This window comes from Erwinia sp. CGal63, from assembly GCF_037026505.1.
GTDB lineage: Bacteria > Pseudomonadota > Gammaproteobacteria > Enterobacterales > Enterobacteriaceae > Erwinia.
In genome coordinates, this window is the sequence record NZ_JAKUMN010000001.1 from 1,254,720 (window position 1) to 1,269,283 (window position 14,564).

The 14,564-nt window shown below is 57.1% G+C and carries 11 protein-coding genes; 3 read left to right on the plus strand and 8 right to left on the minus strand.

Going from position 1 to position 14,564, the window contains the following annotated elements; translation table 11 throughout:
• Positions 1–17 precede the first annotated feature (17 nt).
• The 6 genes from MKZ79_RS05670 to ssuD all read right to left on the minus strand — a co-directional run bounded on the left by MKZ79_RS05670 (position 18) and on the right by ssuD (position 7,977).
• Positions 18–1,229, minus strand: a complete 1,212-nt coding sequence (locus MKZ79_RS05670) for an acyl-CoA dehydrogenase family protein (RefSeq protein WP_336140656.1) — start codon at positions 1,227–1,229, stop codon at positions 18–20.
• Positions 1,222–2,655 (minus strand): MFS transporter, encoded by a 1,434-nt coding sequence (locus tag MKZ79_RS05675; protein WP_336140657.1) that lies wholly within the window; start codon positions 2,653–2,655, stop codon positions 1,222–1,224. The genes MKZ79_RS05670 and MKZ79_RS05675 overlap by 8 nt, the downstream gene beginning before the upstream one ends.
• Before the next feature lie 195 nt (positions 2,656–2,850).
• Positions 2,851–4,257: an LLM class flavin-dependent oxidoreductase gene (locus MKZ79_RS05680; RefSeq protein WP_336140658.1), complete on the minus strand. Its 1,407-nt coding sequence runs from the start codon at positions 4,255–4,257 to the stop codon at positions 2,851–2,853.
• 76 nt (positions 4,258–4,333) lie between these two features.
• Positions 4,334–5,737 (minus strand): FAD/NAD(P)-binding protein, encoded by a 1,404-nt coding sequence (locus MKZ79_RS05685; protein ID WP_336140659.1) that lies wholly within the window; start codon positions 5,735–5,737, stop codon positions 4,334–4,336.
• Positions 5,730–6,812: a dimethylsulfone monooxygenase SfnG gene (gene sfnG / locus MKZ79_RS05690; protein ID WP_336140660.1), complete on the minus strand. Its 1,083-nt coding sequence runs from the start codon at positions 6,810–6,812 to the stop codon at positions 5,730–5,732. Before sfnG ends, MKZ79_RS05685 begins: the two co-directional genes overlap by 8 nt.
• A 10-nt stretch (positions 6,813–6,822) precedes the next feature.
• Positions 6,823–7,977, minus strand: a complete 1,155-nt coding sequence (gene ssuD, locus MKZ79_RS05695) for an FMNH2-dependent alkanesulfonate monooxygenase (RefSeq protein WP_336140661.1) — start codon at positions 7,975–7,977, stop codon at positions 6,823–6,825.
• Between the two features lie 273 nt (positions 7,978–8,250).
• Between ssuD and MKZ79_RS05700 the strand changes: the two genes are divergently transcribed.
• Complete coding sequence (locus MKZ79_RS05700; protein WP_336140662.1) at positions 8,251–10,158, plus strand: sigma-54-dependent Fis family transcriptional regulator; 1,908 nt, start codon at positions 8,251–8,253, stop codon at positions 10,156–10,158.
• Between the two features lie 74 nt (positions 10,159–10,232).
• On the opposite strand, the gene MKZ79_RS05705 is transcribed toward MKZ79_RS05700, so the two are convergent.
• Positions 10,233–11,666: an MFS transporter gene (locus MKZ79_RS05705; RefSeq protein ID WP_336140663.1), complete on the minus strand. Its 1,434-nt coding sequence runs from the start codon at positions 11,664–11,666 to the stop codon at positions 10,233–10,235.
• Positions 11,667–11,802: 136 nt separating this feature from the next.
• On the opposite strand from MKZ79_RS05705, the gene MKZ79_RS05710 reads away from it, so the two are divergent.
• Positions 11,803–12,159, plus strand: a complete 357-nt coding sequence (locus MKZ79_RS05710; protein WP_336141358.1) for an ArsR/SmtB family transcription factor — start codon at positions 11,803–11,805, stop codon at positions 12,157–12,159.
• A gap of 221 nt (positions 12,160–12,380) precedes the next feature.
• Here MKZ79_RS05710 and MKZ79_RS05715 read toward each other — a convergent pair whose 3' ends face one another.
• Positions 12,381–13,493 (minus strand): FAD-dependent monooxygenase, encoded by a 1,113-nt coding sequence (locus MKZ79_RS05715; RefSeq protein ID WP_336140664.1) that lies wholly within the window; start codon positions 13,491–13,493, stop codon positions 12,381–12,383.
• Between the two features lie 103 nt (positions 13,494–13,596).
• Between MKZ79_RS05715 and MKZ79_RS05720 the strand changes: the two genes are divergently transcribed.
• Positions 13,597–14,505, plus strand: coding sequence for a LysR family transcriptional regulator (locus tag MKZ79_RS05720; RefSeq protein WP_336140665.1), 909 nt, complete (start codon positions 13,597–13,599; stop codon positions 14,503–14,505).
• The last annotated feature ends 59 nt before the right edge of the window (positions 14,506–14,564 follow it).

Below are 14,564 nucleotides of genomic sequence, written 5' to 3' on the forward strand. Positions count from 1 at the left end.
ACTCCTTAAGGCCGGCTTTAGCCGCCGTTGCCGATTTGCCAGATAAAGGTCGGTTCGCTGCCGTTGACTTCCCAGTCGCCAACGTTGCGCGCTTTGTAAATCACGGGATTGTGCGAAGCGACGGTGCGCGCGTTGCGCCAGTGGCGATCCAGCGCTTTGCTGACGCGGGTATCCGAAGCGCCCAGCGCGTTGAACAGCTCGGTAGCGGCGCGCGGGATCAGATCGCTGGCGACAACCTGCGCCCTCGCCGCTTCCAGCTCCGCCTGGATATTGACCTTGCGCAACGCCGCTTCGCTATCGCCGCGCTGCTGCGCCTCGAAGGCCAGCTGTAAAGCCGTGCTGGCGCGCTGCGCCATCGCCTCTACCGCCCAGCTCCGGCTCGCTATCTCGCCGACGACCTGCAATACCTGCACGTCCTGCTTTACCAGCGGCGCGTTGCCGTGGCTATAGATTCTTTTGCGCTGCGCCACGCCTTGCGCCACATCCCGTACTACCGCGCGGCCAATGCCTGCCAGCACCGACAGCAATACATGCTGATAGAAAGCGGTCTGATAGCGGAAGCGCTCGCTGAAGTCGTAAACGTGCGCCTGCTCGACCTTCGCGTGACGGAAGCGCGTAGTGCCGCTGCCGGTCAGGCGCTGGCCGAAGCCGTCCCAGTCGTCGTCGCGTTCCACGCCCGGCTGATGGGTGTTGACCAGCGCAATCACATCGCGACCGTTGTCGGTGCGCTGTGCGTAGACGTCGATCCAGTCCGCATAAAGCGTGCCGGTGCTATAGAACTTCTCGCCCTCCAGCCGCCAGCCTTCTCCCTCCGGCGTCACCTTAGTCAGCACTTCGCCCAGCTTCAGGTTGCCGATTTCGCTCCAGCCGCTGCCTACCAGCTCGCCATCCGCAAAGCGACGGAACCAGCGACGGCGTAGCTCGCTCTCCGGCTGATTAAGCCGATCTTCTACAAAAGCGAAGTGCGCGCGCAGCGCCTGCGGCAAATTCGAGTCCGCTTCCGCCAGCTCGGTCAGCAGCTGAAACAGCTGCGGCAGCGAAGCGCCCAGTCCGCCATCTTCGCGCGGAATACGCAGCGTGCCGAAGCCGGCTTCCCTCAGCCAACGGATGGGTTCATGCGCCAACTGGCGCTGCTGTTCACGCTCGACCGCGCCTTCGGCGATGCGGGCAAATATCGGGCGGAAAGGCGCCGCCAGCGCTTCGTAATCGGGATGGGCAATATCAGTCATGCTGCTCTCCGGGTTGAGTAAAATCGTCGATATCCTGACGCGTCGGTTCAAATTTCACGACAAGCAGGAAGAAAATCGGGATCAGCGCCGCCAGCGAGACGATCCAGAACATATTGGTGCCGAAAGCGGCCTGGATAATCGGCAAAATAAATAGCGCCAGCGCGCTGCCAATGCCGGATAGCGAGCGGCCAAAGCCGACGCCGGTAGCGCGAATATGAGTGGGATAAGAGAGCGCCGGATAGATCATCATCTGCGCGCCCGGCCCGAAGCCTTCGGCAAACAGCCACAGGCCCAGCATCAAAACAGCGAAGAGTACGCCCAAAGCCGCCTGCGGATGGCCGATTAACGCCAGCGAGATTAGCGCGATAAACTGCAGCGCAAACCCGGCGATGGCCACGTGGCGCGACGGAAATTTCCACGCCAGCCGCATACCCAGCAGGCCGCCGGTAAAGGCAAACAGCGCGTTCAACCCCAGCGAGGCGGAGATGGTTTCAAAGACGCCCGCGCCCAGGAACTGCGCCAGTATGGATGGCAGGAAAAAGGCGATGGCGGTGTACTCAAAAGAGATACAGATATTCATTACCACCGTGACCAGCGTGCGCTCGCGATAAGGCTTTTGGAACAGCACGCGAAAGCTCACTTTCGGCGGCGCTGGCGGTTTTTCGGCGACTGGCGCTTCATGGGCGTTAATGCCATACGAGTCGCGCAGAATTCTCACCGCGCCGCTGAGATCGCCCTGATTGGCCGCCCAGAGCGGCGATTCGTTCATAAACCGGCTGCGTACCGCGATAATCAGCAGCGCAGGCACCGCGCCGAACAGCAGCGAAGCGCGCCACAGCCAGTCGCCGTGCTCTTTCGGCAGCAGAAAATAGAGCGCAAAGATAATAAAGAAGCAGGCGGAAGAGGCGGCGTACCACATCGGACACCAGGCAGCGAGCCGCGAAGCTTTATTGCCCTTGCCGCTGAATTTTGAAAATTCCGCCAGATAGGCCATCGCGACCGGCAGATCGATGCCGACGCCGATGCCCATCAAAAAGCGCGCGCCAATCAGCACCCAGACGTTGGGCGCCAGGCCCGCCGCGATTGCCGACACCACAAAGAAGAGCATATCGGCCATAAACACCGAGTAGCGGCCATATTTATCGGTAAGCCAGCCGCCGAGCAGGTTGCCCACGATGGTGCCAATCATGATCGACGAGGTGACCAGCCCGGTCAGCGTCGGCGTCAGGCCGAACTCTCTCACCACGTCATCAATGCCGTAAGAGAGCGTGGTGAGATCGTAAGCGTCGAGAAAGACGCCGCCCAGCGCCAGAAAAACTATCCAGCGTGCATAGCTGTTGTTGTTGCCACGGCTGTTGATCAGCTGCGCAACATCACTAACCGAGCCTACCGGTGCCGAAGGCGCGTCCAGGTTGATTGTGCTCATGGTTGCCTCACTATTTTTGCAGGTGAAGCTGTTATAAGCGTAAAAACAGCGGCGGCATAACAACAAAATATCAGCGATAAATGCGTTTTTATTCAATAGATTATACAAATTTCGGGCAAGCGAAATCACCGTAAAGGCAGCGACCTTTCCGGTGATTTAACGCACAGGGAAATCGTTACGGCTTTCGTGACGCTGTCACATAACCAGGCGGTTTTTTTCCGTTTCAGCAGGCTGCTTCTGCCAGCGGTAACCGGCGCCCGGATGCGGTTCGCTCAGGCGCGGCCCTTTGCCGAACAGCTTGTCGCGCAGCGTGCCGGGCTGATAGTCCTGCTTATAAACGCCGCGTTTTTGCAGCTCCGGGATCAACAGCTCTACTACATCGGTAAACGTCTCGTGTGTCACCGCATAGGCCAGGTTAAAACCGTCCACGTCTGTTTCCTCGACCCAGCTTTGCAGTTCGTCCGCTACCGTAGCGGCGCTGCCCACCAGCAGCGGCCCAAAGCCGCCAATGCCGACCCAGTCCGCCAGCGCCTGCACCGTCCACTGCTTATGGGGATCCGCCGTCGAGAAGGTTTCCACCGCCGACTGAATCGCATTGGTATGCAGATGCTTCAGCACCTGTTCCGGCTGATACTGGCCGAAGTCGATGCCCGTCCAGCCGGAGATTAGCGCCAGCGCGCCTTCATAGCTGACGTAGCTTTTGTACTCCCGCCATTTCTCCTGCGCGGCCTTGTCCGTTTCACCGACAATCACCGTTTGCAGATTAAAGATCAGCACGCTGCGCGGATCCCTGCCCGCTTCCGCCGCCCGACGGCGAATATCCGCGACCGTTTTCTTCAGCAGCACTTTCGATGGCGACGCGACAAAGACGCATTCCGCATGTTCTGCAGCGAACTGCTTGCCACGGCTGGAGGCTCCAGCCTGATAGAGCACCGGCGTGCGCTGTGGCGACGGCTCGCACAGATGGATGCCCGGTACCTGAAAGAAGGTTCCCTGATGATTGATGGGATGGATTTTGTGCGGTTCGCTGAAAATACGCCGCTCGCGATCGCGCACTACCGCGCCCTCTTCCCAGCTGCCTTCCAGCAGCTTATAAACCACCTGCAAATACTCATCGGCGTAGTCGTAGCGGGCATCGTGATCGGTTTGCGCCTGACCAATATTGCGCGCGCCGCTCTCCAGGTATGAAGTTACGATATTCCAGCCGACGCGCCCTTTGGTCAGATGATCCAGCGTGGAAAGCCGCCGGGCGAAAGGATAAGGATGCTCGAAAGACAGTGAAGCGGTCAGGCCGAAGCCTAAATGTTCGGTGACCAGCGCCATTGGGGTAATCAGCGCCAGCGGATCGTTGACCGGCACCTGAGCGGCATGGCGGATAGCGGCCTCGTTGCTACCGTTCAGCACATCGTAGACGCCCAGCACATCGGCGATAAACAACCCGTCGAATTTGCCACGTTCAAGGAGCCGCGCCAGATCCGTCCAGTAAGCGAGATCTTTATACTCCCGGGAACGGTCGCGTGGATGCGCCCACAGCCCCGGCGACTGATGACCGACACAGTTCATATCAAAAGCGTTCAGGCGGATTTCACGTTGCGATGACATAAGTTTGCTCCAGACGGATACGCGCAGGCCGCAGCCTGCCGGATCGGCAAAGTTAAAAGGTCAGACGAAGGTTAAGTCAGGAGAAGATTGAGACGGGACATCGCCGGGCTAAAGCATCTGGCATCAGCAGCTGTCGGGCAAGCTGCTCCGCATGTTCCGCCACCTGCGGCAGGCCCATCAACTCGCCAAAGCGACCGCGTGCCGCCGGCCCGACGACATGCAAATGGGAATTGGCCGCTCCGCTGCGGTTGATTGTGCGCGACTGCGCGTCCACAAGGATGCCCAGCGCCAGTGGATCGGCCTGGATAATCCCTTCATCGGCCAGCTGGCTGAGCAATAAATCACTGGCCAGCAGCGCATCATGCGCCGGACCGGTAGTCACGATCAGCTTATCGACGCTCAATGCCGTTTCGCCGCCCGCACGCGACTGAAGCGTCAGCGCTATGTCCTGGTCTTCGCCATGCGCGGCGCTAAGCCTGGCCGCCAGCACCTTTAGCTGACCGCTGCTCTGCCCGTTTTTCAGCGCCTGGCTGACCTGCGGCGCGATGCGGTAGCGGTGCGCATCCCACCAGGGACGCAGATGGCGTAGAAAACGCTGCTGCTCTCTCAGCGGCAGCCGCTGCCAGATCTGCTGGCCGTGAAAGCGGATATCGTCCAGCACCAGCTGCCACGGCTGCCCTTCTCTTGCCGCCTGCGCCACTTCCTGCCGGACGCGATGCAGCCAGCCGCGAAGCGTTTGCGGCGGTTGCCGATAGTCCAGCTCACGGCTTACGTAATCGCCGCTGAGGTTGTCGCGCGGCAGCTGGCCGCGCCGCGAAAAGGCGACGATCGGGCCGCGATGGCCCTGACGCTGCAGCGAAGCCACCACGTCGGACATTGTCAGCCCCGTACCGATAATCGCTACCCGATCCTCTGCCGTTACGGCCGCCAGCGCCCCGGGCCGCCACGGATTGGCAATCAGGCCGGAATGTTCGCTCAGCGGCTGCAGCAGGCGCGGCAGGCCTGGCGGAGGATGGCTGATCGCCAGCACAATCTCGTCCGCCTGAAAAGCTTTGCCGGCGGCGGTCAAAATCTTTCCGCTTTGCAACGCAATGGCGCGATCCCGTACGTGCGTCAGCGTCACTTTGCCGAGACAGGCAGCCTGGGTAAACTGCTCCGCGACATAGGCGCCAAACTGCGCGCGCTGCGGGTAAAGCTTGCCGTCATGCCAGCGGCTGGCGGGATCCTGTTTGTAACCCTGCGACTGGCGATACCAGCGCTCGAAATCGCCTTCCTCTGCGGCGGAAAGCTGCATACGGGAAGCGGGCACGTTGAGGCGGTGTGCCGGATCGCAGGTGCCGTAAGCCACGCCCTGCCCGAGCTGCTCGCGAGGTTCGATAACCGTCACTTTCAGTCCCGCTTCGCCCTGACGCGCCAGATGGATCGCCAGCGCCGTGCCGGTAAAACCGCCGCCCACAATCACGATATGCCGTTCAGCCATGATGCAGCTCCGGTTCGCTCTGCCGCTCCAGCTCTCGCACCAGCGGCATCACTTTGCGGCCAAAATAGTCCACCTCTTCCTGAAAGTGCAGAAAGCCCAGCAGCAGCAAATCGACGCCCGTTCGCTTCAGCGCCACGATCCTCTCCGCTATCTGCTGCGGCGTGCCAATCAGGTTGGTTTTAAAACCATCGTTGTACTGCACCAGATCCTCCAGTGTGGATTTCGCCCAGTTGCCTTCCCCTTCCGGCGAGGCGCTGCCGGCGTTTTTTACCTCGTGCTGAAAACCTTTTACCGCCGCCGGATTGGCATGGTCGAGGATATCCCGCAGCACCTGCTGCGCTTCCTCTTCCGTATCACGGGCAATCACAAAAGCGTTGACGCCGATTTTAATGCGGCGCGCGGCGGCTTTCTGCCGGATATCCTCCACCTGCTGGCGAATGCCCTCAGCGCTGTTGCCGTTGGTGAAATACCAGTCGGAGACGCGCGCGGCCATATCCCTTGCGGCGCGAGAGCTGCCGCCCTGAAAGATTTCCGGCAGCGGCGCCAGCGGCTTCGGCTTCAGCGCATAGTCGCGGTAGCGGTAGAAGTCGCCGGAGAAGCTGAAGCTTTCCTCGCGCCAGATGCCCTGCAGGCAGCGAATAAACTCTTCCGAGCGCAGATAGCGCTCTTCGTGATCCAGCCACGGCTCGCCTATCGCCTTGAACTCGCCGCGAAACCAGCCGCTGACGATATTGACCGCGATACGAGCATTGCTGAGATGGCTGACGGTGGCGATCTGTTTGGCGGCCAGCGTCGGGTTCCACGGGCCGGGAAGAATAGCGGCGATCACCTTAAGCTTTTCGGTCGCGCCCAGCAGCGCCTGGGAGAAGGTCACCGACTCGTGCTGGTTGTCCGCGCCATAGCCTGCGGTAAAGCGGATTTGCGTCAGCGCGTACTCAAAACCGGCTCGCTCGGCTATCTGCGCCAGTTTGCGGTTGTAGTCAAAATCCCAGCCGGTGCGCTGCGGGATCTGGCTGATCACCAGGCCGCCCGACACGTTGGGCACCCAATAGGCAAACTTAATCTGTTCCGCCATGCTGCGCTCCTTAGCTTTCGCGTTTGGTCGGACGACGATCGCCGCCGATGGTTTCGCCGAACGGCCCGGTATTGATGGTTTGCTGGCGCTTGCCGCCGGTTTGCAGCAGCGGCATCACCAGCTCAGCGAAGCGGTGCGCCTCTTCCAGATGGGGATAGCCGGAGAAGATAAAGTTCTCAATGCCCAGCGCCTGGTATTCACGGATCCGCTCTGCCACCTGCTGCGGACTGCCCACCAGCGCCGTGCCGGCTCCGCCGCGTACCAGCCCAACGCCTGCCCATAAGTTTGGCGCAATGCGCAATCCTTCGCGAGAACCGCCGTGCAGCGCGCTCATACGAGCCTGGCCTGCGGAATCCATGCGCGCAAAGATTTTCTGCGCGCTGGCGATGGTTTCGTCATCCAGATGGGCAATCAGCCGGTCGGCCGCCGCCCAGGCTTCCTCTTCCGTTTCGCGTACGATTACGTGCAGGCGAATGCCGTAGCTCAGCTTGCGGCCCTGCTCTTCCGCACGTTGGCGCACCACGGCTAATTTTTCCGCTACCTGCTCCACGGGTTCGCCCCAGGTGAGATAGCTATCGATCTGGCTGGCCGCCACATCGATCGCCTCTGGCGAAGAGCCGCCGAAGTAGAGCGGCGGGCCGTTTTCCTGTACTGGCGGAAACAGCACTTCCGCGCCCTCGACGTGAATATGCTCGCCGTTGAAATCGACTTTTTCGCCTTTCAGCAGGCGGGAATAAACTTCTAAAAACTCGCGCGTGACCTGATAGCGCTGCGCATGGCTGAGAAAAATGCCGTCGCCTTTGTTCTCAACCGGATCGCCGCCCGTTACCACGTTGATCAGCAACCGTCCTTCGGAAAGTCTGTCCAGCGTGGCGGCCATGCGCGCGGCCAGCGTCGGCGGCTGTAAGCCGGGACGCACCGCCACCAGATAGCGCAGCCGTTTGGTAATGGGCGCCAGCGCCGAAGCCACCAGCCAGGAATCCTCGCAGCTTTTGCCCGTCGGGATCAGCACGCCGTAGTAGCCAAGATTATCTGCGGCCAGCGCCACCTGTTGTAAATAAGGCAGATCGACCGCGCGACCGCCCTCCGCCGTTCCCAGATAACGCCCGTCGCCGTGGGTAGGTAAAAACCAGAACAGCTTTAGATTATCCTGCGATGCGCTCATTATCTTTTATCCTTATAACGATATATGAATTAATTCAATAGATTGATTCGCTTTGGTTATATCTGCCGTTGCAGGAAGCGTGCCAGCACGCCTTTATTTTTATTTACTTTATATTCAGTAACTTAATCTTTTCATCGCGGCGGCTTTTCTGCTGCAAATGCAACAACGGCTGTTTCCCTGCTGCTGCATTTGCAGCAAACCCGCTTTTTGCCCTGTCGCCAGCTTCCGCCGCTGAAGGTATGGTGTCGGCTTGTCGCTAATAAGGAGCTCGCCATGCCTAATCCGGTTGCTGATTTGATCGATCCCGCCTCGGTGGCGTTTAAAAACGTGTTGGATCGCCTTGCGCCAGGCGACGCCACGGTGCTGATCGTCGGCGAAACCGGCACAGGTAAAGAGGTGGTGGCGCGCTATCTCCACCAGCACAGCCCGCGTCGCGATCGTCCTTTTCTGGCGGTTAACTGCGGCGCGCTGACAGAGAGCCTGGCGGAGTCGGAGCTGTTCGGCCATGAGAAAGGCGCCTTTACCGGCGCGAACGAGCGGCATCAGGGCTGGTTCGAGGCGGCCGAGGGCGGCACGCTGCTGCTGGATGAGATTGGCGAGCTGAGCCTGCCGCTTCAGGTTAAGCTGCTGCGGGTGCTGCAGGAGCGCGAGATTACCCGCGTCGGCTCCCGCCGTCCCGTCAGCGTCGATGTGCGGGTTATCGCCGCGACGCACGTTAATCTTGCCAGCGCGATGCGTGAGAAGCGTTTCCGCGAAGATCTCTACTACCGCCTGAACGTCGCCGAAGTGACGCTGCCGCCGCTGCGTCAGCGCAGCCAGGATATTCCGCTGCTGGCAGAGCATTTTCTGGCGCTGTACGCCCGTCGTTTGGGTCGCCCGCAGCTGCGCCTGAGTAAAGAGGCAATGCAGGCGCTGGTGGATTACAGCTGGCCGGGCAATATCCGCGAGCTGGAAAACACGCTGCACAATGCGGTGCTGCTGAGCAAAGAGCCGCTGATTATGCCGCAGCAGCTGCGCATCCGTTCAGTCGTCGATCCGCTGGCGCCGCAGGAAAACTCGCTGGACAGTTTTCTGCGCCAGCAGTTAACTCAGGCCGACGGCCCGGTTTATCAGCGCGTGATGGAGTCCCTGGTGCGCAACGCCTTTGAGCTGAGCCAGAACAATCAGCTGCAGGCGGCGGCGCTGCTCGGCGTCAGCCGCAATACGTTGCGCACGCACCTTAGCCATCTGGGCCTGATTAAGCCGCGCCGCGAGGCAAAAAAAGCGCAGCCTGAACGCTCGGTAATACCGTTTCGGGAACGTGAACTGAAGATCGGTTATCAAAAGTTCGGCAATCTGGGCGTGTTGAAAGCGCGACAGACGCTGGAAACGCAGTTTGCCCGGCTGGGCGTCAGCGTAGTGTGGAGCGAGTTCCCCGCCGGGCCGCAGCTGCTGCACGCGCTGGGTAATCACGAAATCGATTTTGGCACCACTGGCGAAGTGCCGCCGCTGTTTGCCCAGGCGACCCATTCGCCGCTGCGCTACGTCGCATTTGAACCCGCCGCGCCGCAAAGCGTGGCGCTGGTGGTCACGCAGGAGAGCGATATCCACAGCCTGGCGGATTTGCGCGGCAGGCGTATCGCGGTAAATAAAGGCTCCAACGTACATTATCTGCTGTTGCAGCTGCTGGACGAGGCGGGTTTAACGCTGGACGATGTGCGCATTGTCTATGCACCGCCAAAATATCCGTTAACGCCGAGCGATCGCCAGGCTGTTGATGCCTGGATGATGTGGGATCCGCTGCTTAGCGAGGCGGAACAGCACGGACTGCGCCTGGTGGCGAACGGCGCGGGCCGCGTTAACAACCATCAGTTCTATCTGGCCCATCGTGATTTCGCCGATCGCAACGGCGATCTGTTGCAGATTTTGCTGACTTCGCTGGAACAGACCGGTCGCTATATCGACGCGCATCGCGAAGAAGCGGCGACGCTGCTAGCTGCCGAGCTTGGCCTTACGCCTGTTTCACTAACGCTTGCTCTGAAAAGGCGCAGCCATCAGACCCGGAGAATGGATTTAGCGATTATCCGCCAGCAGCAGGCTATCGCCGATCGCTTTTACGCGCTGGGGCTGCTGCCGCGTGCGATAAAGGTGCGGGAAGCGGTCTGGGGGGATGAGATTAAAATCGGGGCCTTTGCGGGTTAAAAGAGGTGCTTATTTACATAAAAATTAGCCCGGTTGACCGGGCTTTAGGTTGACGGGAAACCTCGTGGTCACGGTTACGTTGTTTTTGCTGATACAACAGTCGCAGCTTTAAAGGGCACCAGACGGGAAACAACCAGTCCCACTATCTGTCCGGCCGCAGCGAGATAAAAAGCGAGTTGTAGGGCATTTTCAAAACTGCTCACGGACGTTTCCCGCTGCAGATTTTCAACCCCGCTTCCGGAGAAAGCTATCAGCAAAGCGATACCAATAGCGTTACCCACGTTCAGCGTTGTAGAAGCCATACCTGAAGCGATTCCCTGTTCGGTATGACCGATGCCAGAACCGGAAGCTATCCACATTGCCGTCCACACAATTCCCTGCCCTGCACCTGAAACGATCAGACCAGGCAGTATTTCCACATAATACGCGCCTGAAAAGGCTGCCGGCACCAGCGCCAGCGTTCCCGCAATCCCGGTTAAAAAACCGATCGGTAATATTGTGCGCACCGGCAGCCAGTTTGTCAGTCGGGCTCCGAGCTGCGTTCCGGCAAAAATGGCCAGCGAAGGGATAATAAATGCCAGACCAGTTTGCAGGGCGCTGTATCCCATAACGTTTTGAAACAGAATCGTCAGAAAGTAAGGCAGAGCACCAAAGGTTCCCATATAAATAAATGTAATCACCATACCTGTGACCAGACTGCGGTTTTTGAATAAACGAACCGGCATCAGTGGATCGTGGCTGCGCGACTCAATGGCGGCAAACAGCAACAGAGCTATAGCTGCCAGAATCAGTGATAAAAGAATGTGTGCTGAAAACCAGCCGTCTTCCGGTCCCTGAACCAGGGCATAAACCAGCAGAGTTGCCCCCATGGTTACTGTCAAAGCACCCGGAAAATCGAAATTACGACTTTCGTTGCGGAAACTGTCTTTCGGTAAGACGTAATAAGCAGCAGCAACCGCGATTGCTGCCAGTACCACGTTGACGAAAAATACTGCTGGCCAGCCATAAAAACTGGTAAGTATACCTCCAGCCAGCGATCCCAGCGTCAGGCCGCTTGCTCCGGCGCCGCCCCAAATAGCCAGTGCTCTGTTGCGTGAAGGGCCTTCCTGAAAAATTCTGTTTATCAGCGAAAGCGTGGATGGAAACAGCATTGCAGCGCCTATGCCCTGTACGGCCCGCGCAATTATGATGACAGCCGGACTCCACGCTAATCCTCCGGCAAGCGAAGAGAGCGCATACAACCATAAAGCACCAATAAATACGCGGCGCTGTCCCAGAAGATCCGCAGCCCGGCCACCGAGCAGTAAACATCCTCCGCAGCATACTGTGTAAGCACTGACCACCCACTGAAGCGCATGCTCTGAAAATCCCAGCCCTGCGCCAATTTCTGGCAAAGCCACAAACACAATATTGATATCCAAAGAGTAGATAAGCTGGGCGAACGCAAGCAGCGCAAGGCTCCAGTGCTGTAAACGAGGGCTGTCTGAAACCGATGAGGCAATAGTCATTAAGCAATCTCCATGCAAGGAAAAACCAATGTACGAGTACATACGTACAATTAATGTATGTATGTACTCGTACATTAGTCAACTGATAAAAATTCAGTTAAAATGTCGCTACATGGATAACCTGATGAGAAACCAGATGATTGCTAATCATCCTGACACAGAAGAAATACGTCTTGAAAACGTGCTGACCGCGTTGGGAAATCCGCTACGTCTGACTGTGGTACGTGTCCTGGCTAGCGGAGGTGAGCACGCCTGCAGCGCCGTGCTGAGCGGTATCCCTAAATCAACGCTGACCCATCACTGGCGTGTATTGCGGGACAGCGGCATCATCCGCCAGCGTCCCTTTGGGCGCGAAAATTTACTGTCGCTGCGTCGGGAAGACCTGGATACCCGCTTTCCCGGCCTTCTCGATGCCCTGCTGGGCGCGGTAGAAAACGATGCTTTAACTCAGGAGTCGACAACAAGGAATCTGCCGCCTCTTCCTCCGGAATAGCAGGCACAGGAAAAATGAACTGCACGTAAAAGTCCGCTTTTCGCTTATAGCGTACACAGGCCTACGTGTCAGTCCGCTCCGTGCAAGAAGCGGACATGGCCAGATCTGCACTACATCATTACCGGTAAACAAGGCTGTACTTATCAAAGAACATCGCACCGATTACTATTCATCTGACATACAGGCACACCGAATCAAGATGATTTGGTTTAAAAGGCTAACTACGTTAAACCTTGCATCCAAAACCGACTGAGTTCTGCAGCGGAAATAGTGGATGCAGGCAGCAGTGGCTCAGCCCGTTCAGAAAAAATTTTCTTAGCGAATTGTCTTCCAACCATCTGTGCTGCTGAGGTCTTGATATGCCTCTGTTGGTAAAATTCTTGCAGAACAATCTCAAGATTATCGTTCTCCTTCAGTAAGCGAGTAAGGTGCCATGCATCTTCCAGCGCCTGACAGGCTCCTTGTCCAGATGTCGGCAAGGAAGCATGAGCCGCATCTCCGATCATTAAGACATTATCGTGATGCCAAAAAGGAAGAGGATCAATGTCATGAACAAAAATGCCATTTACTGACGTACTATCACATGACAGCAGCATATCCTGCACAGGGTCAGGCCAGTCCCGAAAACGCCGGTGCAACTCTTCGTACCAATGCGCCTGATGATGTTCATTGTCAGCAGGAGCGTTCCACGCTCCTGCCCAATAGCACCACCCATTATTCACTGGAACGATTCCAAAACGCTCACCCTGGCCGCGAAAGTCATCAATAGCGTTATTCAGGATGCCCTTTCGCTGTCTCCCTACACCTATTACGTTCACAAAACCATGATAATGGGGAGTGACTTTCTCTTTATATAATGCGTGGCGGACGACTGAATTCATACGCCCGTCAGCTCCGACTACCAGATCAAACTCCTGGCTCAACTTCTTCACGTTCGTTGCAGTGATTTCACAATTGAACGAGATCTCCCTACCCAGTCTCTTTAACGCACCGGCCAGTAAGCTCATCAGCTCACGCCGTAAAACTGTCACACTGGGAAAACCGCAAAGTGAATTTACCGTTAAAATATTGAACTCAGTCTGAAGAAGACCATGCTGATCAAACTGGCGCATCATGCATGGTGCACCACCTGCTTGCATGACCTTTTTATCCAGCCCCATCTTCTGCATGACGAACATGGCATTGGGCCATAATGTTACACCCGCTCCCATAGAAAATACGTTGCTGCCACGCTCAAACAGGCTGACCTGATGGCCCTGTCTGGCTGCGAGTATGGCCAGTGCCATTCCAGCGACCCCGGCACCTACAATGGCAATTGTTTTAGTTCTGGTCATCACTTCCTTCCTGTTACGAAATTTAATGGAAATTGTAATGGCCGCCCGATTAGTGATAAATATGGAGTTATAGTTTTGTTAATCTCATTTTTTGGGATAATTCATGCTCGAAAAACTCGAAATGCAGTGGCTGATCTGTTTTCAGGCTGTCTATGAAAAGTTGAGCTTTAAGCTCGCGGCAGAGCAGCTGCAGTTGCCATCCTCCAATGTCAGTCGGCATGTCGCTTTACTTGAACAACAACTTCATGTGCGGCTGCTGGAGCGTACGACGCGTAAGATAATTCCAACTGCAGCCGGTAAACTGCTGTATCAATCCATTACGCCGCTCACGCATGCTTTGGATCATGCCCTGGAAAAAGTCTCACTGTTTGGTGATTCATTATCAGGCCATCTGAAGATCATTACTCCAGACCTTCCCTTCATGGCAGACATTCTGGCTGACTTCTGCATTCGGCATCCACAAATACAGCTAAGTTGTGACACACAGCTGGACCCAACAGAGGGACTACTGGATGGATTCGATCTGGTATTACGCTTTGGGCGTGGGCCACTGGAGGATTCTTGCTGGGTCGCCAGGGAAATTCTCCGCTGGCCGAGCTGTATAGTAGCCGCACCAGCACTTCTGGAACGTCACCCACCACCACAATCGGTTGATGAACTAACCAAAACCCCCTGCATTACCAGCATGTCGGTATTGCAGGGAATGCCGTGGAGGTTTAAACAAAATCAAACCGTTCAGGTACAGTCCAGCTATAAAGTGAACAGTGGACAGATGGCCAGAGCCGCTGCACTTAAAGGACTGGGTTTCGCCATTTTGCCTCTGCATGCCTGTGAATCAGAATTGAACAGCGGCTCCCTTGTGAAAATTAACTGTAACCGCGAACCAGAAGATCTGGTGCTATACGCGCTCTATTCCGGCAGCAAATACCTACAGGTCAAAGTGAAGGCATTTCTGGAACACCTGCAATCGGCTATTGCCCATTTAGGTTTACACGGTAAGGAAGGAACATGATTGACCGGGCAATCCAGTAACCAGGGCCACATGAAAAGAAAGATTGATCCTGGTTACTG

Coding starts and splice junctions, on each gene's coding strand:
- sfnG (WP_336140660.1), bottom strand. CDS start 6,812: ATGGCGGAACAGATTAAGTTTGCCTATTGGGTGCCCAACGTGTCGGGC.
- MKZ79_RS05670 (WP_336140656.1), bottom strand. CDS start 1,229: ATGACTGATATTGCCCATCCCGATTACGAAGCGCTGGCGGCGCCTTTC.
- MKZ79_RS05685 (WP_336140659.1), bottom strand. CDS start 5,737: ATGGCTGAACGGCATATCGTGATTGTGGGCGGCGGTTTTACCGGCACG.
- MKZ79_RS05710 (WP_336141358.1), top strand. CDS start 11,803: ATGATTGCTAATCATCCTGACACAGAAGAAATACGTCTTGAAAACGTG.
- MKZ79_RS05680 (WP_336140658.1), bottom strand. CDS start 4,257: ATGTCATCGCAACGTGAAATCCGCCTGAACGCTTTTGATATGAACTGT.
- ssuD (WP_336140661.1), bottom strand. CDS start 7,977: ATGAGCGCATCGCAGGATAATCTAAAGCTGTTCTGGTTTTTACCTACC.
- MKZ79_RS05720 (WP_336140665.1), top strand. CDS start 13,597: ATGCTCGAAAAACTCGAAATGCAGTGGCTGATCTGTTTTCAGGCTGTC.
- MKZ79_RS05700 (WP_336140662.1), top strand. CDS start 8,251: ATGCCTAATCCGGTTGCTGATTTGATCGATCCCGCCTCGGTGGCGTTT.
- MKZ79_RS05715 (WP_336140664.1), bottom strand. CDS start 13,493: ATGACCAGAACTAAAACAATTGCCATTGTAGGTGCCGGGGTCGCTGGA.
- MKZ79_RS05705 (WP_336140663.1), bottom strand. CDS start 11,666: ATGACTATTGCCTCATCGGTTTCAGACAGCCCTCGTTTACAGCACTGG.
- MKZ79_RS05675 (WP_336140657.1), bottom strand. CDS start 2,655: ATGAGCACAATCAACCTGGACGCGCCTTCGGCACCGGTAGGCTCGGTT.